Consider the following 21314-nt stretch of genomic DNA (forward strand, 5'->3'; position numbering starts at 1 on the left):
ATTCTCCTAAGCACAATGAACAAGCACAAGAGTTCCGCTTTGTCGAGCCGGCAAAACCATCTAGACGGGAGAGATGCGCTATATCGCCCTTCTCTGTACCTGCCTGTTGCTGATATCCTGCGATAGCGGTCCAGCGGCTGACACCGCGCCTGGCCCGGCGCAAATCGTCCGCTTGTCTGATTCGGAGATCAAGGGCCTCGACCCGCAAAAAATCTCCGACCTGTCCTCGCTGCGGATCGCAGCTGACCAGTTCGAGGGTCTGACTCGTCTCGATGCCAGCGGAAATGCCGAGCCGGGACTGGCCCATGATTGGAGAATCTCGGCGGATGGGTTGATCTGGACTTTTGCCTTGCGGGAAAATTTGCGTTTCTCCGACGGCACCGGTTTTGATGCGTCCCTTTTCCCCGCCTTGCTGCGCCGTCTGCGCGCTCCGGAAACGGCTGCGGCGGCGAAGGCTCTGTTCGGCAATATCGTGGCTGTGGAGGCCCTCAGCGGCAATAGCGTGACTATCACTCTCGCCTCCCCCGACCCATCCCTGCCCGCTTTGCTCGCCCATCCGGCCATGGCCGCCCTCCCCCTCCACCGGATTAGTGACGCCGGAGACAAGTGGACCTCTGACCGGCCGATGATTGCCAGCGGACCCTATCGGTTGTCCGGATGGAAATTGAATGATCACGCCCGGCTTGAGCGCAATCCCGAGTGGCATGATGAAGCGGCACCCACTACGACCATCATATGGAAACCGATGGACGACAGCCTTTCGGCAATGCGCCTGTTCCTCTCCGGTGGCGCGGATATTGCCGCTGACTATCCCGCAAGCCGCCATCAATGGCTGAAAGAGAACCACCCCGACCTAGCCCATAGCGTGCCCTATCTCGGCAGCTATTATTTTGCCTTCAACACCCGCGCACAGCCCTTTGATGACCGCAGGGTGCGGACCGCCCTGTCGATGGCGGTCGAACGCGAGTGGATCGCCGACAAGGTCATTGGCATCGGCAATATCCCGGCCTGGGGTTTGCTGCCGCCGGGACTGGTCGGCGCGCAAGCGGCAAAGCCCGAATGGGCTGACTGGCCGCGGGAAAAGCGGCTGCAGGCCGCGCGCGCATTGCTCGACGCTGCCGGCTTTGGCGCGGACAATCCGCTGCGTTTCGAGATCCGCTTCAACAGTTCCGCCGAACATCGTCGCGTATCGGTAGCTATGGCAGCCATGTGGAAACCGCTTGGCGTGGAAGCCAGCCTGTTCAACAGTGAGGCAGCGCTGCATTTTGCCGCGCTGCGCCGACATGAGTTCGCACTGGCCCGCTCCGGATGGATCGCCGATTTGCCGACGCCGGAAAATTTCCTGCTGGTTCATCAGCAGGCTAATGGTGGCGGCAATTATTCAGGCTATGACAATCCGGATTATGACCGGATCTTGGCGCTGGCTATCGCCGAACCGGACCCGGCCAAACGCCAGCTCTTGATGCGGCAGGCCGAAGCAATTCTGATCTCCGATACACCAATCCTGCCGCTCTATTTCTATGTGACCCGCAGTCTGGTGGCTGAGCGGATCGCGGGATGGAAAGATAATATTTCCAATGTGCATCCCAGCCGCACTCTGCGTATAAGACCATGATGCATTCCCGTTCGACATTCTGGCGAAACAATATTTTTGCGGCTCTTGCCGTTGCAATGTTGGGCGCCTGCGGCTTTGCCGAGGATGAGGATCAGGTCAGAGTTACCGTGGTCGAAGATGACTCCACCCAGATCAATCCGGTCGGGACGCGGCTGAATTTCGCTTCCGCGACCATGCGCGCGGCGATGGCCAAGGGGCTCGTCGGGCTGGATGAAGAGGGCCGGGTCGTGCCGGCACTGGCCGCCCGCTGGATCGTTTCCGACGATGGACTGAGCTATATTTTCCGCCTGTACGATGCAAAATGGGATGACGGCAGGCAGATTACCGCCGAACGGGTCGCCCGCCTGCTGCGCGAGCGTTTTGCCGAATTACGCAATAGCCGCCTGCAATATGACGTCTCGGTGGTCGACGAAGTGGTATCGATGACCGGCCGGGTTATCGAGATCAAACTGGATTCGCCGCACCCCAACTTCCTGCAGTTGCTCGCCCAGCCGGAAATGGGCCTGTTCCGCGCCGGACATGGCGCCGGGCCGATGCGCTTGCTGAGCGAGGACAATGGCATCAAACTGACGCAATTTGACGAACCGTCACAGGAAGAAAAGGACGCGGAGGATGAAGACGAGCGTTGGGTATCCCTGCGCAGCGAAGCGGCCGCAACCGCAATAGCCCGCTATCGGGCCGGGAGCGCTCAAATCGTGCTGAACGGCAAATATCATCACCTTCCGCTTTTCGATGCAGCAGATATCGGCAGCGGCGACTTGCGGCTCGACCCGGTCGCCGGCCTGTTCGGACTGCGTTTCATCCGCGCCAATGGTTTCTGGGCGGTTCCCGGCAACCGGGAAATATTGGCGATGGCGATCAACCGCCCGGCTTTACTGACCTCTTTTCCCGGTGTCAGCGCCTGGCAGAGCCGGCTCAAGATCATCCCCGAAGCGCTCGATGTCGAGGGGATCAACGCCTATCCCGACTGGGTCGGCATGGCCATGCCGGCCCGGATAGTCTTTGCCAGAAACCATGTCAGCCGCTGGAAAGCCTCCGAAGGGCCGGTCGTGCCGCTGGCCATCGCCCTGCCTGACGCAGCGGGCGCCACCATATTGTTCAAGCGTATCCAGTCTGACCTCAGAAGAGTGGGTCTGGACGCGCGAAAGGTCGCACTGAACCAGAAAGCGGATGTCCAGCTCATGGACGAGATCGCACCCTATGACAGCGCCCAATGGTTCTTGAAGCAGTTCACCTGCGTCAAAACCACGGTCTGCCTGAATGATGCCGATTCAAAAATCGCCGAAGCGGATGCGGCAACCAATTTGCAGATCAAGGCCCGCCTCTATGCCGAGGTCGAGCAAATGCTGGTCCAGCATTATAATTTCATTCCGATTGCCGTTCCGATCCGCTGGTCGATTGCCAGACAGGGCCAGCGCGGCTTCGCGGTAAACCCGCGCGGCTGGCATCCATTGAACCCGCTGGTCGGCATACCCATATCCTGACCGTGTTGCCAGTATATGACAGGGAGATCTGATGGCCATTTTCGAAGAAAAGTTAAAGCGTCTGGCAGAACAATTGCCCGATGCCAGCCGCGATCCGCAAGCGGTGCGGACCCGCGTCGAAGCGATGGAAAAAATGCTGGAACGGGCATTTGTGATCCCCGGTATCAATCGACCGGTAGGCGCCGATTGGATCGTCGGTCTGGTTCCGGTTGTTGGCGATATCGTCACCGCGCTGATGTCGGCCTATATCGTCTGGGAAGCCCGCAATCTCGGCATGTCGAAGCTGCAGCTTACCCGTATGGCGGCCAATGTCGGCATCGATACGGCGGTTGGCGCGATCCCGCTCTTCGGCGACGTCTTCGACTTTTTCTGGCGCTCGAACAGCAAGAATTTGAAGATCATCCACAAGCATCTCGACAAGCACCACCCGGGGACGCGGACGCTGGAGGGTTAGAATTGTGCTCCCGCGCAGGCGGGAGTCCATCTCCCGAACTATATTAAATACACTTTGATAAAGATGGGAAGCGGCCTCACGGCAAGCGATCCTTACTCCCGTTGCACAGATATTCGAGAGCAGGAGATGGGCCCCTGCCTGCGCAGGGGCACTACCCCCCGCGCCAGATTTTTACCGGCAGATCATCTTTCACCGCCCGCATATATGACGGACAGCGCTGCGGCCGGAAACTCTTGCCGAGACAGAGCTTTACCTCCTGCAGCCAGCCACGCGCATTCACCTTCAACCGCAGCATATCGGGCTGAAGCCCCTCGTTCGCCGCTGCGAAAGCATTGCGGAATTGTCCCGCCGTCAAAGGCTTGCGAGACAGCCGGTCCATGTCCGGAAAACGCACGGCATCAAACATGATCCGGGACACCCGGAAATAGGTTTCGGGGCGCTTGGTCATGCAGGTTCCATGCTTCGCCCATTCATGCGCCATCATCCTGGTAGTCGGCATCATGCAAAAATTACGCTTCACCACTGCTGGCGGCAGCGCCTTGGTCGGTGTACACCACTGCGGATAGGCGGGGCCGCGCGTGTCGGGCCACAGACCGTGGAGAATGAACCCGAAGCTGCCGTCATTCCCGCTGCACTGGGTCTTGTCGCGACTGCTGTCCTTGCGCTTGTTGCAATATTCCGGTGACCAGCTGAGCGCCAGCGTATAGGCGGTAATGGGTTTGATGCGGCGGGGTTCGGACGCCGGCTTGCGCTCGGCGGGGGCGCTGAGGCCAGATGGTGGGCTGCATTGGTAGGATTGGGCGTTGGCTGTGGCCGGAAGCATGAAAAGCAAGACCGTTCCGGCAATCTTCATCTGAATATATCCTTCAAATCGTCGACGTCCGAGTGGGCAATCCGGCCTTTCGTTTCGAACCATATTCGAGAATCTGTCCGGAACAGCAATATGACTGACCCGAGAGCCATTACCTGTGTGATTACCGAAAATAAAATCTCGCTGATCGTGAGCTCCGTCAACGTTCTTTCCATAGCAACCAGACCCACCCCCAAAAATACTGTATATATCCACTTAGCAATGCCACTCGCTCGACGAGCAATAAAATACCAAAGCAATATCGGTGTAGCAAAGCTGACAGTCACAACCACAGCCAGCACGAGAGTCATCTCCGTTCCCCAACTTACGAGGCCTCCCATGTCGCCGTAAATCTGTTCACAATGATAAACGATATCCAAGAGAGGAACCGCAAGGGAACCCCAAAAAAGTATTTCGAACAATATTATGGATTGCGGCCGGTTTTTTTTCACAACTCGATCAGCTTCCACCCTCTTCGTCATGCTGAACTTGTTTCAGCATCCAGAATAGTCTGAGACAGGCGTTTCACCTTGACGCTCTGGATCCCGAATCAAGTCCGTAATGAAATGATAAATCGCAATCTCAGTCGAACACATCACCGACATCCGTTGGATCTTCATTGAACCAGGCAATCGTATCAGGACGAAACAGGAAAGATATCGCGATTCCTTGCGCCAGGTTGGTCAATAAAGTGAAAATCAGGATGGAATTTGACACCGAACTAGCGGAAGACAAAGTGCTTATCAGCCCCAAAACAAAGAACACCGTCAATATCCACTTGGCAGCCTTGCTTGCACGAACGGCTATAAAATACCAGAATAGCAAGACTATCAACGCCCCTACGGCAGTTCCAAAGATCAGGAACTCGAACGCCGATGCTGCCATTGGTCCGCCAGATTGCTGGATCATTCGCATGCTCGTTGAAAAATTGAAAATGAGGCTCACCAAGCCAATCAAAAAGCCGGCAATGTAAAACTTTTCAAAATTCAGAATTGATTTCGGTTTTTCCATATTCGCTTCCCCATATTGGCAATGAGTATAAAGCTTCTTCGCTAAACCTGCTCAAAATCCAGACCTATATCCGCAGCCGGAGCCGATTGTGTCAAACGCCCGACCGAAATATAGTCCACCCCGGTTTCCGCCTTGTCGCGGATCGTCTCCAACGTTACGCCGCCACTTGCTTCGGTCGCCACGCGCCCGCCAATCAGTGTCACCGCCCCGCGCAGGGTCGCCGGTTCCATATTGTCGAGCAGAAGATGCGTCGCCCCCGCCGCCAAGGCCGGTTCGATCTGGTCGACCCGGTCGACTTCGCAGATGATATTTTCGACGCCCGCTTCTTTCGCGCGGCGAACGGCCTCGCCCACGGAACCCGCCACCGCGACATGATTATCCTTGATCATTGCCGCGTCCCACAGGCCCATGCGGTGGTTCTGCGCCCCTCCCATCCGCGTCGCATATTTTTCCAGCACCCGCAGCCCCGGTATCGTCTTGCGCGTGTCGAGTAATGTGCAGCCCGTGCCTGCGATCTTCCGGACATATTCGTTGGTCATGCTGGCAATGCCGGTCAAATGCTGCACCGTATTGAGCGCGCTGCGCTCTGCGGTCAGCATCGCGCGTCCCTTGCCCTTCAGCCGCATGATATCGGTGCCAGCTGCAACCGTCTGGCCTTCCGCGACGAGGATTTCAATCTCCACATCCGGATCGAGATAGCGAAAAAAAGCCTCGGCAATCGGCAGCCCGGCTATCACCGCGTCATGGCGGCTGTCCATTACGCCGGAGAATATCGCGTCAGCGGGAATGACGGCTTCCGACGTAACATCGCGGCCCCCGTCCCCATAAGGCGCGCCGAGGTCTTCAGTGAGGGTGGCAGCGACGAAAGCGTCGAGATCGAAACGGTCAAGGGTGAAGGTCACCCCCCTTACCCCTCATGCGCCAGATCGGTCGGCCCCAGATCGCCCTGCCCGACCGTCGCGCTAGCCATTTCCATCATCCGGTCGATCGACTTGCGCGCCTGCAAGCGGAGTTCTTCGTCCATCTCGATACGCGGCTCCAGGTCCCGCAACGCGACGTAAAGTTTCTCCATCGTGTTGAGCGCCATATAGGGGCAGATATTGCAGTTGCAATTGCCGTCCGCACCGGGGGCGCCGATGAAATTCTTTTCCGGCACCGCTTTTTCCATCTGGTGGATGATATGCGGTTCGGTGGCGATGATGATCGTGTCGCCTTCGAACTCCTTGGCATATTTCAGGATCGCGCTGGTCGAGCCGACCATGTCCGCGTGATCGAGAATATAGGCTGGGCATTCGGGATGCGCGGCAACCGGTGCGCCGGGATGCTGGGTCTTCAGCTTGAGCAGCTCGGTTTCACTAAAAGCTTCGTGGACGATGCAGACACCGGGCCAGAGCAACATGTCGCGGCCGGTTTTCTTGGCAATATAGCCGCCGAGATGCTTGTCCGGGCCAAAGATGATCTTCTGGTCGAGCGGGATCTGCGAGAGAATATGTTCCGCCGATGAACTGGTGACGATGATGTCGCTGAGCGCCTTCACCTCGGCCGAGCAGTTGATATAGGTCAGCGCGATATGGTCGGGATGTTCGTCGCGGAACGCCTTGAACTTGTCCGGCGGGCAGCTGTCTTCGAGGCTGCAGCCGGCATCCATGTCCGGCAGCACGACAATCTTGTCCGGCGACAGGATTTTCGCGGTTTCGGCCATGAATTTCACGCCGCAGAACGCAATCACGTCGGCATCGGTTTCCGCCGCCATTTTGGAAAGCTCGAGACTGTCACCGACAAAATCGGCAATATCCTGGATTTCCGGCTTCTGGTAATAATGGGCGAGGATGATCGCGTTGCGCTCCTTGCGCAGCTTGTTGATTTCCTCGACAATATCGACCCCGGCCAAGCTGCCGCCAATTCCACCACGTGCGTCCATTATACTCTTCCTATTTCCTGTTCCGTTCCTGTCGAGCTTGTCGAAACATGCTCTTGCCGCCCTTCGACAGGCTCAGGGCGAACGGAGTTTCTGATTCCCGACTAGTTTAGGGCAAGTCACCCTCCAAAGGAAATCAATTGCTGATACGGAATTTGACAATCCGGTCGGTCACTTTCTGCTCCGCGTCCATCCCGCCCAATATATAATATTCCCCGCCTGCCTTCGCGAGACCACGGTGGTCCATGCTCGGCTCGGCCAGCCGCCCCAGTTCCTGCCACTGGTCAGTTTTCAGATCGTAGGCAAAAAAGCCGCCCGAAGGTTTCGCCGGCACGCCGTCATAGCCGATGCCGTCATAATTATAGGGATTGTCACCGCCGCCCGCAAAGATGATCCGCTGTCCGGCTTCGTCGCCAATCGCCGCCATCCGGTATTTCGCGATACCGGAATGCGCATCGACCCCGCGCCAGATAATCTGCGTCGGGTTTCTCGGGTCGATATCGCCACGCCAGGTCAGTTTCGCCGGAACAAATTTGCGTTTGCCATCGGCAAATACGGAGGCGACCCCGTCGCTGACGATGATGCTGTCGCCCGCGATCCCGCCGCTATGGCCGAAGACAGGGGTACCGGGAAATGGCGTAGCCTCGGTCCACGCACCTGTCTGCGTATCGAACATCTGCACGACGCTCACATTTCCCTCATCATGCCAGCCGGAAATCAGATAGATGAAACGGTTTTGGTAGGGCACGGCCAGTGCGTCGTCGACCGGGGCCGGCATGTCGGCCTGTGCTTCATAGCGCCCGGTTGCGGGATCAAAGGCAAAAACCTCTGGTGTAGAAATCTCGTCGCCATTCCCGGCTACGCTATAGCCTCCGAAAATATAGATTTTACCGGCCACGGTAACCGCCGCGCTGGCCAGCCGCCCTTCCGGAACCGGCACGGGAGCAATCGCCTTGCACGATTGTGTTGCAATCACGCAGGCATAAGCAACGTTGCTGGTGTCTTTCCACGTCTTGCCCGCTTTCAGGCCGTTGAAGCTGTATACTGTCGGGCCTTCGGGTCCATCGGCAACCGCCACCGCATTATTAGAGATCGGCTCTGGCAGGATAAAGCCAGCGGTTTCAGAGAGGGGTTCGGGCTGCGGGCTGCGTTCGCACGCTGTCAAAGTCAGTCCGGCCACCAGCATTGCGGCCGCAGTCATGATCGGCAATTTCATTGCGCCTCTTCCCTCTTCTTCTGCTGTTCAGCCAGCACATCGCTGATCGGCCGCGAATAGTCCCACCGTTCCTTGTAGCGGCTGCGTTCATAAGGGAAAAAGGCGTCAATTTTCGCCTCCACGCCGGCGGCCTGCAGTGGCACAGCGAAATTGTGACGCACTGCCCGGCGCGCGGCTTCCCGGGCGAGGCGAACCTGAACCGGATTTTGCGCCTGCTTCGCCAGTTCCGCGACGCCCTTTTTGCGGTTGGCCTGATCGAGCACATTTTCCGCATCTGTCAGGGCCATCAATATGCCGCCGTCGTCATAGGTCTGGATCTGCTCGATATGCACCTCTGGCCGGGCAATTTCGATCGCAGGAATTTCAACATAGAGCGTATCATCGCGCGCGTCCCAGCGGACATCATCCGCGTTGAGCTTGGACAGATCCAGTTCGTAGCGCACCGTGCCCGGCATGATCAAAGTCTTGCGCGCCGACAGGCCGAGCTTGGTCAGCGTGGTGGTGACGGTCGCATTATAACTCGCAGAGAAGACCGTCAGCCGGTTCTGTTCCTGCATATTCGTCAGACTGGCATTGGCTATCGATACCGGGTCGGGGCTGATGCTGCTTTCGACGCGGGCAAAAAGCATCCATGCAAGAGCAATGGTCAGGATGATAAACCCGCTGATGATGGCAACCGGCAGCCACAGGCGCCAAGAGAACCGACGGCTCATCCAGCCATCGCCCAGACTTCACCCGATTGCGCCACACGCCCCTTGTGCTGCAGATCAATCAGATGCGCGCGCACCGACTGGCCTGCCGCGCCTTTCAGCCGTGGATCCAACCCTTTGTACATGCGCGGCACCATATCGACGATCGCGGCGGGACCTTCCTCGAGCAGCTTCAAAATCTGCCGCTCGCGCTGTTTTCTATGGCCCATCATACCGCGGACCAGCTGGCGGGTATTGGTAATTTTCTTGCCATGGGCGGGATAATAGACCTTGTCCTCGCGCTCATAAAGCTTCTGCAGGCTCGCCATATAATCCGCCATATCGCCGTCGGGCGGGACAATGACACTTGTTGACCAAGCCATTACATGGTCGCCGGTAAACATCGCGCCGGATTCCCGAACCGAGAGACAAAGGTGGTTGGACGTGTGGCCAGGTGTCGCCACCGCTTCGATGGTCCAGCCATCACCGGAAACCGTCTCGCCATCGCCGAGCACTTGGTCCGGCTTATATTCCTTGTCAAAACTCTCGTCCGCGCGTGGTCCGTCGTCGGCGAGCACAAGCGGCGCGCAGCCGATGATGGGCGCACCGGTGCGCGCTGAGAGCGGAGCAGCCGCAGGGCTATGGTCGCGGTGGGTGTGGGTGCACATGATTGCGGTGATTTTGGCATCGCCAACAGCCGCGATAATCGCGTCGATATGCTCGTCCATCGCCGGGCCGGGATCAATCACCGCCCGATCGGTCTTGTTGCCGACAATATAGGTTTGCGTCCCGGTGTAGGTATAGGGGCTGGGATTGCCGGCAAGAACCCGCGCGACAAGCGGTTCCATTTGCTCGCACAAGCCGGTGGGATATTTCGAGGGGTCAAAGTCCATGGCACTGATGTGGCATATCCCGCCCATAAAACAACCACGAAAAAGGGCGATCCGCAAAACGAACCGCCCTTATGCCCCGTTATAAACGGTTTCCCCGGCTTATGTCATGGAAAGTTGAGCCTTCACTGTGGCGATGCTGTGATCGATTTCCTTGATCTTCCTGGCGCGATCGAACGTGTCATCCTTGCATTCTATAGCCTCGGCCCGCTCTTTTTTTAGCCCTTTCAACGCTGCATCAAGTATCGCCGTCTTGTCGATCTTGACTTCAAACCCGCCGCAACCGGCCACGACGGCCCAAGCCTGACTGGCCAGGCCATTCTCGCCACCGATGGCAATCTGCTTGTTCATCGCGATACAGTCGGGACCAGTGACCTTGTTATTGCGAGAACCGGACCCGTCGCGACTGGATTTGGATGTCGAACCGGCTGTGGCATTGCGGATCGTATAAAATATGGAGGAGATCCGTGCAGCCGGCTCGGCTTCCTCTGCTGCTTCACGCTGCGCTTGCCATGCCTCCCGCTGCGCCTCTCTGGCCTCGGTCATAGCCTCGCGCTTGGCTTCACGCGCTTCCTGCATCGCCTCGCGAACCTCTTGATCCGCTTCCCGCAGCGCTTGTTTCATTTCTCTTTCGGCCTGGGCCAGTTCCCGCTCGACCTCGCGCATTGTCGAACGATTGTCCTTACGACCCAGTCCGCTTTTGCGCAGCGCCTCGTCTGCCTCGAGACGTGATTTTTCGGCTTCAGCAACCATTTTCCGAATTTCTTTTTCGCTCAATTTCTTGTCCGTGCGTAAAATGATGGTCCTGCCATTATGCTTGATCTTGTGCACATAGTCTTTTGACAGGTCGGCATTTTTGCGGCCGTTGAGCATCGTGATGTTGATTACGTCGCTATCTGCGGCTGGAGCGGTCGAAGCCATTGGCGCCACCGGAGCAATCGGTGCAACAGGCGCTTCCGGCGCAAGTGGTGCCGCGGGAGCAGCAGGTGCGAGCGGTGCCGACAGGTCCTGCGGATCAACCGCCTCGGCATAAGTGATTGTCGCGGTGAGCGGCAAGGTGATAACCGTACCGACAGCAACCAGACCAGCGCCCAGACGGCGGCGAAGCGAAGATTTTTCTGAACGCCCTAGCATCTTGAGACGCCCCTTGATCTTGTCTTTCTGGTTCAGCGGACTGGCAAGACCCAGACGGTGACCGGAAGCTGATTTGGCAATGGTCCGGCCATAGACAGCGCGGACTTCGCGACCGCTCTTTGCCAATATGCGGGCATCGCAAGCGGTTTCCTGATCCTGCCGGAAAGCGATCCAGGCGAACCATGCAACGGGGTTGAACCAGTGCAGCGATAAAATCGTGAGGCCGACAAAATTTGCGGCCAGGTCACCCGATTCATGATGGGCAATTTCATGTTCCAGCGCCAGTTCCCGTTCGCGCGGCGCATAGTCGCGGAAAAAATTGGTCGGAACGGCGATATATTTTTCGAACAGACCGAAGGCAAGCGGACCGCTAATGGCCGCTGTTTCCAGAATCTTGATATTCTCGTGGCGACCGATCAAGCGGCCGTCAGAAACAATATCTTCCCGGAATTGCAGATAGGAGGCCAGCTTGCTGATGAACAGCAGGCCCGCTCCGCCGAGCCAGAGGATGACCGCGATCATTGTCCAGTCGAGTGATGCCAGCGCGCTGAACGCAGTGGATTGTACGGGCACTGTAGCAACCATCTCCGAACCGAGCGCCATCGGAGCGAAAGTAGCGACAGGTTCGGCGACGGCGGGTGCCTCGAGCGTGAGCGTCGGCATGAACAGTCGGGCCAGCGGCAATATCCACAGCAGATAGGCGATGCGCGCGCCGAAAAAATGGCTGATTGGTTTGCGGACCATCAATACCAGCACCATCAGCAAGGTCATCGAGAACATGGTGTCCCAAATCCATTGGTTCAATTCGCCGCTCATTTTTTCAACTCCCTCAAAAGCTCTTCAATTTCGCGAATGTCATCAGCGCTCAGTTCATCGGCCTCGGCCAGATGCGCAACCAACGGCATGACTTTCCCCCCGAAAAGCCGATCCACAAAATTTCGTGATACGCCGGTGAGATAATCATCCCGTTCGACCAGCGGAGAATAGAGAAAACGACGACCGTCGCGCTCGGTGCCAACCACTGCTTTGGCAGCCAGTCGGGACAACAGGGTCTTGACTGTCTGAAGCGACCAGTCCTTCTCCCGGACAACCTGTTCCGCCACTTCCGTCGCGGTCATGGGTGCGCGTTTCCAGAGGACTTCCATGACGGCATGCTCGGCATCGCTAATGCGCTCGGTCACGATATTGGTCCCTCCCTCAAGAATCGTCAGTGACTACATCTGTAGTTTCATCGACTACGGATGTAAACAATCAATCAGCCTGTCGATGTCGTTGGTGGACGGTCAGTGGTCGTTTGTCGAAAAGCGGGTCATTGCCAAGAAGCGGCACATTGTCGAAATATCTTACAATTTTGCAGCCGTTAACAACAGCTAAACCATACAAGCTATTGAGATATATGACTTTCGTAAAAGTGGCACGAGCAATGCAAGGTGTATTGCGTCTTTAAAACTTCACGCCCAAATCCTCCTTCCAGGAGGTCCAAATGAACGGGTCAACTTACTGGTCTTCGTTGTCCCCCACTCATTGGAAATTCGACAAAGCTTACCCAAGCTTACCCCAAATAAAAACGGCCCGGTCCTCCTAGACCGAGCCGTTTTTTGATTCTTGGCCTGATATCGTATCAGGGAAAGCCTCAGGCCTCCGCTGGGGCGACCTTTTTCTCGGCCATCAATTCGCCAAGCTCGCCCGCCTCATACATTTCCATCATGATGTCGCTGCCGCCTACAAATTCGCCTTTGACATATAGCTGCGGGATCGTCGGCCAGTCGGAATAATCCTTGATAGCCTGACGGACTTCCATGTCCTGGAGCACATCGAAAGAGTCGAAACCGACCCCGAGATGCTCGAGAATGGCAACCGCACGGCTTGAAAATCCGCATTGCGGAAAAAGCGGCGTGCCTTTCATGAACAGCACAACGTCATTGCTGTTTACCACGGTTTTGATTTTTGCGTTTACATCGGTCATAAATATTCTCCTAGTCGGGAACCGCTGTGGTGAGCTGCAGCGCGTGCAATTCACCACCCATTTTTCCCTTCAGCGCAGCGTAGACCGCCTGATGCTGTTTCACCCGGTTCATATCCGCGAACGCAGCGGATGTGACCTTCGCGGCATAATGATCGCCATCGCCAGCCAGATCGGTAATCTCGACCGATGCGTCTGGAAAGGCAGCCAATATCATCGCCTCAATATCTGTACTCGCCATCGGCATCTGATTTAGCTGGCCTCTTCGATAAATTGACGCCGGGCCTCTACCATTTTGTCGGCCAGAGCCGTCCGGATAGCGGCATCATCCATTTCGACATTAGCCGAGGTCAGATCGCCGAGAAGCTTGCGAATGACATCCTCGTCACCCGCTTCTTCAAAATCAGCCGCAACAACTTCTTTCGCATACGCGTCGGTTTCCTCGGGAGTGAGCCCCATTTTCTCAGCCGCCCATTGGCCGAGCAGACGATTGCGCCGCGCGGTAACCCTGAACAGCATCTCTTCATCGCGCGCAAATTTCGCTTCAAATGCTTGTTCGCGATCCTTAAAATTTGTCATGAGCTTCCCTCGAACTGTGTTGTTACAAAAATAGGCATCATCAAAGGCTATCGCAAGTGCCCACGGGCAATCAGTCGGCGACTTTTACCACCAATTTGCCGATAGCGCCACGATCCGCCATTTTCTGGATGGCCTTGCCGGCATCTTCAAAGGCGAATACTTCCGAGACACGCGGCTGAATTTTGCCCTGATCCCAGAGCTTGAACAGCCGGTCGATATGGGCACGATTGCCTTTCGGATCGCGCGCCGCATAGGCGCCCCAGAAAACACCGCAAACATCACAGGACTTGAGCAGGGTCAGATTGAGCGGCAATTTCGCAATGCCGGCCGGAAATCCGACCACCAGAAAGCGGCCTTCCCAGGCAATCGAACGAACCGCAGGTTCGCTATAGTCGCCGCCGACAGCATCATAGATGACATCCGCGCCGCCCGGACCAACGGCTGCCTTGAATTGCGCCGCCAATGCCTTGGACTGATCCTTGTCAAACGGAGCCCGTTCGTAAATCACGGTTTCGTCAGCACCCGCAGCTTTCGCAAAGGCCGCTTTTTCTTCAGAAGATACAGCCGCAACAACGCGCGCGCCGAAGGCCTTGCCCAATTCGACGGCTGCGATACCGACACCGCCGGAAGCACCAAGTACCAGCAGGGTTTCACCCTCCTTGATATGGCCGCGATCAACCAATGCATGGATCGAAGTGCCATAGGTCAGCAAAAGCGCCGACGCGTCTTCAAATCCGACACTATCTGGAATTTTGAATACGCTATTCTGGTCAACCGCAACCTTCTCGACCAGACCGCCATGGCCGGTTGTCGAAGCAACGCGGTCGCCTACTTTCAGATCTTCAACGCCTTCGCCGACAGCGGCAATGACACCGGAGACTTCTCCGCCCGGCGCGAATGGCCGTGGCGGCTTGAACTGGTACATGTCCTGGATGATCAGGACGTCGGGATAGTTGATCGAGCAGGCTTTGACATCGATCAATACCTGTCCCTTGCCCGCAACCGGATCAGCAACATCGAGCATCTCCAGTGTATCCGGTCCGCCCACTTTGGTTGACATCAAAGCTTTCATATCATTCCCTTCCCTGGAATTTTTTTTGGATTCTATGCCGCGACCGGTTTGAGCCAGGGCTGCGCAGAATCACTCTCTATTTCGTGCCGCTGTATGGCATCGGATTTGGCCATTGTCAGGTCTATTTCGTCCAGCCCCTCGACCAGGCACTGGTGCCGGAAGGGATCCATCTCGAACGAAAAACGATCCTGAAAAGGCGTAGTCACGCTCATGCTTTCCATATCGATGGTGACCGGATCGGATTTGGCGACCTCCATCAGCCGGTTGATCGATTCCTGCGGCAAGGCAATGGCCAGCAGGCCATTTTTAAACGCATTACCGGCAAATATGTCCGAAAAGCTCGGTGCGATTACGGCCTTGATCCCCATGTCATCCAGTGCCCATGCCGCATGTTCACGGCTCGATCCGCAACCGAAATTGTCACCGGCGATAAGGATCGAGGCACCGGCATATTCCGGATCGTCGAAAATATTGCCTTCCTGCGCCCGGATCGACTCAAACGCGCCTTCGCCGAGCCCTTCCCGAGAGATCGTTTTCAGCCATTTGGCCGAGATGATGACATCGGTATCGACATTTTTCTGACCAAAGGGAATAGCGCGACCTTCAACGCGATTGACAGGTTTCATTATTCTTCCTCATCGCTGTTGTTGATAAGATCATCGTCGTCGCCGTCGTCGTCATAATCCGGTTCATTTTCATATTTCGGCAACGGCTTGCCCTTGGCCGGCTTGAAATCATCATGTTTGTTCATCTGGTGCCGTCCGGCATACATCAGCGCCGCGGCTATCGCAGCAGAGCCGATGGCAGCACCTACTTTGGCACCCGTCGACCATTTACCGGATTCTCCATCCCCAGAAGCCTCTTTATTGACCGGCTTTGCTTCAGACGGTTTATCATTCTTGTTGTCGTCGCTCATTTCAACCTCTCATCTCGTCAGTTCGCGCACATCGGTCAGCTTTCCGGTGACAGCCGCGGCCGCAGCCATTGCGGGGGACATCAGATGCGTTCTAGCACCTGGCCCCTGCCGTCCAACAAAATTGCGATTGGAAGTGGATGCACAGCGTTCGCCCGCTGGCACCTTGTCGGGATTCATGCCGAGACAGGCCGAACAGCCCGGCTCGCGCCATTCAAAACCGGCATCGGTGAATATCCGGTCGAGTCCCTCGGCTTCGGCTTGCGCTTTCACCAAGCCGGACCCCGGCACCACAATCGCCCATTTGACATTGCCGGCTTTCTTGCGGCCTTCCAATATTGAAGCAGCAGCCCGCAAATCCTCGATCCGGCTGTTGGTGCAACTGCCGATGAAGATATTTTCAACCGAGACATCGCGCAACGCCTGCCCCGCTTCGAGCCCCATATAATCCAGCGACTTGCGCGCGGCATCCTGTTTGGACGGATCGGAAAAGCTTTCCGGCGCCGGCACGATACCGTTTACAGGGACAACATCTTCTGGACTGGTCCCCCAGGTCACGGTCGGCGATACATCGGCGGCGTTGATCGTGACGCTCTTGTCAAAAGTAGCGCCTTCGTCGGTCGGAAGCGTCTTCCAATAGGCCACGGCCGCATCCCAGTCCGCGCCTTTCGGCGCCATCGGACGGCCTTTCAGATAGGCGAATGTCATTTCATCCGGTGCAATCAGGCCAGCGCGCGCGCCGCCTTCGATTGACATGTTGGAAACGGTCAGGCGCCCCTCGATCGACATTTTCTCGAACACTTCACCGCGATATTCAATGACATGGCCGGTTCCGCCCGCCGTGCCGATCACGCCGATTATATGGAGGATCAGGTCTTTCGGGCTGATGCCGGGGCCAAGCAGGCCGTCGACGCGAATTTCCATCGATTTCGAGCGGGTCAGCTGCAGCGTCTGCGTCGCCAGCACATGTTCGACTTCGCTGGTACCGATGCCGAAAGCGAGTGCGCCCAAAGCGCCGTGCGCCGCGGTATGGCTGTCACCGCACACCATGGTCGTGCCTGGCAGAGTAAAGCCCTGCTCCGGGCCGATAACGTGGACAATACCCTGATTGATGTCGCTGGCGCCAATATATTTGATGCCGAAGGCCGGTGCATTGGCTTCCAGCGCTTCCAGCTGCGCGGCGCTCTGCGGATCGGCAATAGGGATCTTGTTGCCCTTCGGATCCAGCCGCGCCGTGGTCGGCAGATTGTGATCGGGAACCGCCAGCGTCAGATCCGGCCGCCGGACCTTGCGTCCCGCCTTGCGCAGCCCTTCAAAGGCCTGCGGACTGGTCACCTCGTGCACCAGATGCCGGTCGATATAGATCAGCGCCGTGCCGTCGTCACGCTGGTCCACAACATGGGCGTCCCAGATTTTCTCGTAGAGGGTTCTTGCTTTGGTCATAAGTTCCTGTTTTCCCGATATGGGGTTTCGTTTAACCAGATCAATTGTCCGCGCAAGTCAGAACTGGCTTCAAAAGCTCGTCGATAGCGCCTATCTTCGCTCTATGAGCATTTTTGCGATCCTGGCCACTATCATTGCTTCTGTCATCGCGATGGAATGTATCGCTTGGGCGAGCCATAAATATATCATGCACGGCTTCGGCTGGGGCTGGCACCGCGACCATCACGAGCCGCATGACAAAGCACTGGAAAAAAATGATATTTACGGCATCGCCGGCGCGGTGATGAGCATTTCGATGTTCGCCATCGGCAGCCCGCTGATCATGGGGGCGAGTGCGTGGGAGCCGGGCACATGGATCGGCCTCGGCGTCCTGTTCTATGGCATCATCTACACGCTGGTCCACGACGGCTTGGTCCATCAGCGCTATTTTAAATATGTCCCCAGAGGCGGTTACGCCAAAAGACTGGTACAGGCGCACAAGCTGCACCATGCCACGATCGGCAAGGAAGGCGGGGTCAGTTTCGGCTTTGTCTTCGCCCGCGATCCGGCGAAGCTGAAGGCAGAGTTGAAGAAGCAGCGGGAAGCCGGCGTTGCGGTTGTCCGCGATGCGGTTGGCTAGTTTCTGCTGGCTCTGATCGACGCCCAGCTGGTCAGTCCGATACCGGCAAAGATGATCAGCCCTCCGATCAGCAGTCGCGTCGTCAATATTTCGCCCAGCAATAATACCCCTCCGATCGCGGCAATTGCCGGAACTGACAATTGCGACACTGCAGCGCTGGTGATCGATATCCGGGCCAGCATATTATACCACAGGACATAACCCAGAGCCGACGTCACGCCGCCCGAAATTACCGCCATGATGACACCCGGCCAGGTGAACATGGACCAGTCGACAAACGGAAGCAGCATCAATGTCAGCAGGCTGGCGCCGACAAAATAGCGGGCCGTGGTTAGCGACGGGTCGGCGACCGTCTTGCCGGCCCAGCTCGATACACCCCAGGCCATCCCGGCGCAGATCATCGCTAATGTGCTCAGCAGCGGCGGCGCCGTCGTCCCCGGGGCCATAAGATAGATCAGACCGATCAGGGCGATGGCTGCCCCGGCCAATTGCCCCTTTGACGGCACAATTTTCCGGGTCAGGCCGATGACCTGCATGGTGATCTGCCCGGCGGGAAACAGGATCAGCGCACCGATCCCGGCGTCCAGACCGATATAGGCCCAGGAAAAAGCCCCGGCATAGACGAACAGGGACAAGGCACCGACCAGATCGCTGCGCTGCGGCAGGACTGAGCGGCCTTTCCGCATTCCGATCAAGAGCGAAAGGACAAGGGCACCCGCGGCCAGCCGGACGATTGTGTAGCCGGCCCAGTCAATTTGCCCGTCGGCAAGAGCGGCCCGCGCCAATAGCGAATTGCCGGCAAAGGCGGACAGGGTAATGGCCAGCAGGCAGGCTGTTGCCAGCTTGCCTTCAAATTTCACCACAGATCAGCTGGGACGCGGCAACAATACCGGCCCGCCCAGTTCCACCGTCTTGTGATAGCCCGGCCGCGCGACCAGCACTTCGAAATAGCGGCTGCAATTCGGACGGCTGTCGAGCTGTCCCAGCGCCGCGCGCCCTTCGAGCATATAGTGCAGGTTGATATCCGCGCCGGTGAATTTGCCAGCGACGAGGAAATCCTTGCCCTCCAGCTCTAGCTCCAGATGGTCGAGCAGCTTGTCGACTTCCGCCTGCAGGAATCCGTTCAGCACGTCCGGCAATCCGCCAAGCATCGGCGCAATACCGGTGATGATGAAGCTCATTCCCATCGTGCCCTCGGCAAAATGCAGCCATTCGAGATATTTCGCCCGTTCGGGATGATCAACCGCCACGCCAAGCGCGCCATCGCTGTGCCGCTCGATCAGATATTCGATGATCGCACCGGATTCGACCATGGTCACGCCGTCGACATCCACCGTCGGCGCCTTGGCCAGACGATGCGCTTCCGCCAGTTCGGGCGGCGACCGCCGGGTCACCGGATCGCGGTGATAGGTCTCCATTTCATAATCAATCCCGGCCTCCTCGCAAAGCCAGATGATGCGGGACGAACGGGAATAGCCGAGATGGTGTAGCTTGATCATAGGGGCTCCTCTTTATGTTTGGAGCCGATGTGCGGCAAAGGCGGCAAGCGGTCAACAGGACTTTGCGCTGCGCCCTTGATGCGGGGCACGGACCTTATGTCCGGCCTTCCCTGTTCGCTGCCGAAGGGCAGGGTCCAGAATGATCCGGTGCAATCGTCTGGACTCCGGCCTGCGCCGGAGCACCTTCAATGGTCGGCGATCCAGGCGCCCCTGCGCAGGCAAGGGTCCATCTCTGCATTTCTGTCTCGAGGGCAGGAGAAGATTGTGCGCAAACTCGCGTCCAGGCAAAAGCCAACCATTCTACTTGCCGCAACTTCTCCAGATGGGCCCCGGCCTTCGCCGGGAAACACGTCAGGCCGCAATTAGTGCCCGACCACACCCAGACTCTCGAACGGCTTGTCATTCTCGCTATATTTCTCGACCAGAGTCGCGCTCGCCAGATTCAGGCCGATGACCTCGACCTTCTTGCCCTCGTTTTTCAGACGATCGACAATCTTGTCCAATATGCCCGTCGCACTGATGTCCCAGAAATGGGCGTCATGAACGTCGATGATCACGCTATCGATGCCCTCTTCGTTAAACTCGATGGCTTCATAAAGCATATCCACCGAGCCGAAGAAGACTTCACCGGCAAAGACATAGCGATGCGTGGTGACTTCGACAAAATCCTGAATGGTGACCAGTTGCCGCACTTTCCAGGCGAAGAATATCCCCGAAAGCAGGACGCCGGTGAGCACGCCGATCGACAGATCATGCGTTGCGACGACCATTACGACAGTCGCGATCATCACGACATTGGACGGCCACGGATGATGGGTGATTTCGGTAAAGCTCTGCCAGCGGAAAGTGCTGATAGAGACAAAGATCATCACCGCGACCAGAGCCGGCATCGGAATTTGCGCAACCCACTGACCAAGACCGACGATCAAAACCAGCAACATCACGCCCGCGACAAAGGTCGAGAGCCGGCGCCGGCCGCCGGATTTGATATTGATCACCGATTGACCGATCATCGCACAGCCGCCCATGCCGCCGATCCAGCCGGTGACAAAATTGGCAATGCCCTGGCCATAGGTTTCGCGCTTCTTGTCGCTGCGGGTTTCGGTCAGATCGTCGACAATCGATGCCGTCAGCAGAGATTCAAGCAGCCCGACCGCCGCCATCGCCAGCGAATAAGGCGCGATAATCCGGAACGTTTCCCAGGTGAGCGGGATTTCCGGGATATGCAGCCATGGCAGGCTATCGGGCAGCTCGCCCATATCGCCGACCGTGAATACATCCGCCTTGAAAGCCATGCTGAGGCCGGCGAGCACGATGATCGCCGCCAGCGGCGAAGGCACCAGCGTGGTGATGCGCGGCAGGCCATAGATGATCAACAGACCACCCGCGATCATGGCATAGGTCTGCCAGGTAAAGGCCTCGCCGGTCATCTGCGGAATCTGCGCCATGAAGATCAGGATCGCCAGCGCGTTGACAAAGCCGGTAATCACCGAACGCGAGACGAAACGCATCAGCAGGTCGAGCCGCAGCAGCGCCGCTATCGCCTGGAATATGCCCATCAATATGGTCGCAGCGAACAGAAATTCGACGCCATGATCGCGAACCAGCGGCACCACGAGCACCGCTACCGCAGCGGTTGCCGCGCTGATCATACCCGGTCGCCCGCCGACCATCGAAATGATCACGGCAATCGAGAAGCTGGCATAGAGCCCGACCCGCGGATCGACACCGGCAATGATCGAGAAACCGATGGCTTCGGGAATCAGCGCCAGCGCAACGACCAGTCCGGCGAGAAATTCTGTCTTGGGATTCGACAGCCAGTCGCGCCGAAAATCACTGTGAATCGCCATGAGCAGCCTCCATCATTAGAAAATATGCTGCGCCGCAACATTGGAAAGACGTGCCTTTGCCGGAAGCGCCGGATTCAGTCAAGTTTAGAGGCTTGGGCGCGCACGCGATACCGAG

Annotated in this window: 23 protein-coding genes; 4 read left to right on the plus strand and 19 right to left on the minus strand. The window is 57.4% G+C overall.

Features of this window, described 5'->3' with window-relative positions; genetic code table 11:
* Positions 1 to 73: 73 nt before the first annotated feature.
* Genes ACWFTY_RS15045 through ACWFTY_RS15055 form a run of 3 tightly spaced genes read left to right on the plus strand, consistent with a single transcriptional unit; the run spans position 74 to position 3553 of the window.
* Complete coding sequence (locus tag ACWFTY_RS15045) at positions 74 to 1615, plus strand: peptide ABC transporter substrate-binding protein (protein WP_447524990.1); 1542 nt, start codon at positions 74 to 76, stop codon at positions 1613 to 1615.
* On the plus strand, positions 1612 to 3099 hold the full coding sequence (locus tag ACWFTY_RS15050) for an ABC transporter substrate-binding protein (protein WP_447524991.1): 1488 nt from the start codon (positions 1612 to 1614) through the stop codon (positions 3097 to 3099). Before ACWFTY_RS15045 ends, ACWFTY_RS15050 begins: the two co-directional genes overlap by 4 nt.
* 31 nt (positions 3100 to 3130) lie before the next feature.
* Positions 3131 to 3553 carry a DUF4112 domain-containing protein gene (locus tag ACWFTY_RS15055; RefSeq protein WP_447524992.1) on the plus strand — a complete coding sequence of 141 codons (423 nt, stop codon included), beginning with the start codon at positions 3131 to 3133 and terminating at the stop codon, positions 3551 to 3553.
* Between the two features lie 151 nt (positions 3554 to 3704).
* On the opposite strand, the gene ACWFTY_RS15060 is transcribed toward ACWFTY_RS15055, so the two are convergent.
* From ACWFTY_RS15060 to leuC, 16 genes are all read right to left on the minus strand, one after another.
* On the minus strand, positions 3705 to 4406 hold the full coding sequence (locus ACWFTY_RS15060) for a ribonuclease T2 family protein (RefSeq protein ID WP_447524993.1): 702 nt from the start codon (positions 4404 to 4406) through the stop codon (positions 3705 to 3707).
* A 579-nt stretch (positions 4407 to 4985) separates the two neighbouring features.
* Entirely contained in the window at positions 4986 to 5414 is a 429-nt protein-coding gene (locus ACWFTY_RS15065; RefSeq protein ID WP_447524994.1) for a hypothetical protein, read from the minus strand.
* Between the two features lie 41 nt (positions 5415 to 5455).
* A complete protein-coding gene (gene nadC / locus ACWFTY_RS15070) occupies positions 5456 to 6316 on the minus strand; it encodes a carboxylating nicotinate-nucleotide diphosphorylase (RefSeq protein ID WP_447524995.1) in 861 nt (286 codons plus the stop codon).
* 5 nt (positions 6317 to 6321) lie between these two features.
* Positions 6322 to 7335 (minus strand): quinolinate synthase NadA, encoded by a 1014-nt coding sequence (nadA, locus tag ACWFTY_RS15075; protein ID WP_447524996.1) that lies wholly within the window; start codon positions 7333 to 7335, stop codon positions 6322 to 6324.
* Positions 7336 to 7468: 133 nt separating this feature from the next.
* Complete coding sequence (locus ACWFTY_RS15080) at positions 7469 to 8548, minus strand: Kelch repeat-containing protein (RefSeq protein ID WP_447524997.1); 1080 nt, start codon at positions 8546 to 8548, stop codon at positions 7469 to 7471.
* A complete protein-coding gene (locus ACWFTY_RS15085) occupies positions 8545 to 9261 on the minus strand; it encodes a DUF4230 domain-containing protein (protein ID WP_447524998.1) in 717 nt (238 codons plus the stop codon). Before ACWFTY_RS15085 ends, ACWFTY_RS15080 begins: the two co-directional genes overlap by 4 nt.
* A complete protein-coding gene (locus ACWFTY_RS15090; protein ID WP_447524999.1) occupies positions 9258 to 10130 on the minus strand; it encodes an MBL fold metallo-hydrolase in 873 nt (290 codons plus the stop codon). The genes ACWFTY_RS15085 and ACWFTY_RS15090 overlap by 4 nt, the downstream gene beginning before the upstream one ends.
* A gap of 99 nt (positions 10131 to 10229) precedes the next feature.
* A complete protein-coding gene (locus ACWFTY_RS15095) occupies positions 10230 to 12077 on the minus strand; it encodes a M56 family metallopeptidase (protein WP_447525000.1) in 1848 nt (615 codons plus the stop codon).
* Positions 12074 to 12442 (minus strand): BlaI/MecI/CopY family transcriptional regulator, encoded by a 369-nt coding sequence (locus tag ACWFTY_RS15100; protein ID WP_447525001.1) that lies wholly within the window; start codon positions 12440 to 12442, stop codon positions 12074 to 12076. The genes ACWFTY_RS15095 and ACWFTY_RS15100 overlap by 4 nt, the downstream gene beginning before the upstream one ends.
* Before the next feature lie 452 nt (positions 12443 to 12894).
* Entirely contained in the window at positions 12895 to 13227 is a 333-nt protein-coding gene (gene grxD / locus ACWFTY_RS15105; RefSeq protein ID WP_447525002.1) for a Grx4 family monothiol glutaredoxin, read from the minus strand.
* A gap of 10 nt (positions 13228 to 13237) precedes the next feature.
* Positions 13238 to 13471 carry a BolA/IbaG family iron-sulfur metabolism protein gene (locus ACWFTY_RS15110; protein ID WP_447525003.1) on the minus strand — a complete coding sequence of 78 codons (234 nt, stop codon included), beginning with the start codon at positions 13469 to 13471 and terminating at the stop codon, positions 13238 to 13240.
* Positions 13472 to 13476: 5 nt separating this feature from the next.
* Entirely contained in the window at positions 13477 to 13803 is a 327-nt protein-coding gene (locus ACWFTY_RS15115; protein ID WP_447525004.1) for a DUF1476 domain-containing protein, read from the minus strand.
* 70 nt (positions 13804 to 13873) lie between these two features.
* Positions 13874 to 14875: an NADPH:quinone oxidoreductase family protein gene (locus ACWFTY_RS15120; protein ID WP_447525005.1), complete on the minus strand. Its 1002-nt coding sequence runs from the start codon at positions 14873 to 14875 to the stop codon at positions 13874 to 13876.
* Between the two features lie 32 nt (positions 14876 to 14907).
* The gene (gene leuD / locus ACWFTY_RS15125) at positions 14908 to 15501 is read right to left on the minus strand and encodes a 3-isopropylmalate dehydratase small subunit (protein ID WP_447525006.1); all 594 of its coding nucleotides are present in this window, start codon (positions 15499 to 15501) and stop codon (positions 14908 to 14910) included.
* Entirely contained in the window at positions 15501 to 15791 is a 291-nt protein-coding gene (locus tag ACWFTY_RS15130) for a hypothetical protein (protein WP_447525007.1), read from the minus strand. The genes leuD and ACWFTY_RS15130 overlap by 1 nt, the downstream gene beginning before the upstream one ends.
* Positions 15792 to 15800: 9 nt before the next feature.
* Positions 15801 to 17231, minus strand: coding sequence for a 3-isopropylmalate dehydratase large subunit (gene leuC, locus ACWFTY_RS15135; RefSeq protein ID WP_447525008.1), 1431 nt, complete (start codon positions 17229 to 17231; stop codon positions 15801 to 15803).
* Positions 17232 to 17334: 103 nt separating this feature from the next.
* Between leuC and ACWFTY_RS15140 the strand changes: the two genes are divergently transcribed.
* Positions 17335 to 17850: a sterol desaturase family protein gene (locus tag ACWFTY_RS15140; RefSeq protein ID WP_447525009.1), complete on the plus strand. Its 516-nt coding sequence runs from the start codon at positions 17335 to 17337 to the stop codon at positions 17848 to 17850.
* On the opposite strand, the gene ACWFTY_RS15145 is transcribed toward ACWFTY_RS15140, so the two are convergent.
* From ACWFTY_RS15145 to ACWFTY_RS15155, 3 genes are all read right to left on the minus strand, one after another.
* On the minus strand, positions 17847 to 18713 hold the full coding sequence (locus tag ACWFTY_RS15145) for a DMT family transporter (RefSeq protein ID WP_447525010.1): 867 nt from the start codon (positions 18711 to 18713) through the stop codon (positions 17847 to 17849). The genes ACWFTY_RS15140 and ACWFTY_RS15145 overlap by 4 nt on opposite strands.
* Positions 18714 to 18716: 3 nt before the next feature.
* Entirely contained in the window at positions 18717 to 19349 is a 633-nt protein-coding gene (locus tag ACWFTY_RS15150; protein ID WP_447525011.1) for a glutathione S-transferase family protein, read from the minus strand.
* Between the two features lie 362 nt (positions 19350 to 19711).
* Positions 19712 to 21199, minus strand: a complete 1488-nt coding sequence (locus ACWFTY_RS15155) for a SulP family inorganic anion transporter (protein ID WP_447525012.1) — start codon at positions 21197 to 21199, stop codon at positions 19712 to 19714.
* Between the last annotated feature and the right edge of the window lie 115 nt (positions 21200 to 21314).

This window comes from Parasphingorhabdus sp. NYA22 (assembly GCF_976973735.1).

Bases quoted from the DNA above. Each gene is read 5' to 3' on its own strand.
- ACWFTY_RS15045 (WP_447524990.1), top strand. From the start codon at position 74: ATGCGCTATATCGCCCTTCTCTGTACCTGCCTGTTGCTGATATCCTGC.
- ACWFTY_RS15050 (WP_447524991.1), top strand. From the start codon at position 1,612: ATGATGCATTCCCGTTCGACATTCTGGCGAAACAATATTTTTGCGGCT.
- ACWFTY_RS15055 (WP_447524992.1), top strand. From the start codon at position 3,131: ATGGCCATTTTCGAAGAAAAGTTAAAGCGTCTGGCAGAACAATTGCCC.
- ACWFTY_RS15060 (WP_447524993.1), bottom strand. From the start codon at position 4,406: ATGAAGATTGCCGGAACGGTCTTGCTTTTCATGCTTCCGGCCACAGCC.
- ACWFTY_RS15065 (WP_447524994.1), bottom strand. From the start codon at position 5,414: ATGGAAAAACCGAAATCAATTCTGAATTTTGAAAAGTTTTACATTGCC.
- nadA (WP_447524996.1), bottom strand. From the start codon at position 7,335: ATGGACGCACGTGGTGGAATTGGCGGCAGCTTGGCCGGGGTCGATATT.
- ACWFTY_RS15080 (WP_447524997.1), bottom strand. From the start codon at position 8,548: ATGAAATTGCCGATCATGACTGCGGCCGCAATGCTGGTGGCCGGACTG.
- ACWFTY_RS15085 (WP_447524998.1), bottom strand. From the start codon at position 9,261: ATGAGCCGTCGGTTCTCTTGGCGCCTGTGGCTGCCGGTTGCCATCATC.
- ACWFTY_RS15090 (WP_447524999.1), bottom strand. From the start codon at position 10,130: ATGGACTTTGACCCCTCGAAATATCCCACCGGCTTGTGCGAGCAAATG.
- ACWFTY_RS15095 (WP_447525000.1), bottom strand. From the start codon at position 12,077: ATGAGCGGCGAATTGAACCAATGGATTTGGGACACCATGTTCTCGATG.
- grxD (WP_447525002.1), bottom strand. From the start codon at position 13,227: ATGACCGATGTAAACGCAAAAATCAAAACCGTGGTAAACAGCAATGAC.
- ACWFTY_RS15110 (WP_447525003.1), bottom strand. From the start codon at position 13,471: ATGCCGATGGCGAGTACAGATATTGAGGCGATGATATTGGCTGCCTTT.
- ACWFTY_RS15115 (WP_447525004.1), bottom strand. From the start codon at position 13,803: ATGACAAATTTTAAGGATCGCGAACAAGCATTTGAAGCGAAATTTGCG.
- ACWFTY_RS15120 (WP_447525005.1), bottom strand. From the start codon at position 14,875: ATGAAAGCTTTGATGTCAACCAAAGTGGGCGGACCGGATACACTGGAG.
- leuD (WP_447525006.1), bottom strand. From the start codon at position 15,501: ATGAAACCTGTCAATCGCGTTGAAGGTCGCGCTATTCCCTTTGGTCAG.
- ACWFTY_RS15130 (WP_447525007.1), bottom strand. From the start codon at position 15,791: ATGAGCGACGACAACAAGAATGATAAACCGTCTGAAGCAAAGCCGGTC.
- leuC (WP_447525008.1), bottom strand. From the start codon at position 17,231: ATGACCAAAGCAAGAACCCTCTACGAGAAAATCTGGGACGCCCATGTT.
- ACWFTY_RS15140 (WP_447525009.1), top strand. From the start codon at position 17,335: ATGAGCATTTTTGCGATCCTGGCCACTATCATTGCTTCTGTCATCGCG.
- ACWFTY_RS15150 (WP_447525011.1), bottom strand. From the start codon at position 19,349: ATGATCAAGCTACACCATCTCGGCTATTCCCGTTCGTCCCGCATCATC.
- ACWFTY_RS15155 (WP_447525012.1), bottom strand. From the start codon at position 21,199: ATGGCGATTCACAGTGATTTTCGGCGCGACTGGCTGTCGAATCCCAAG.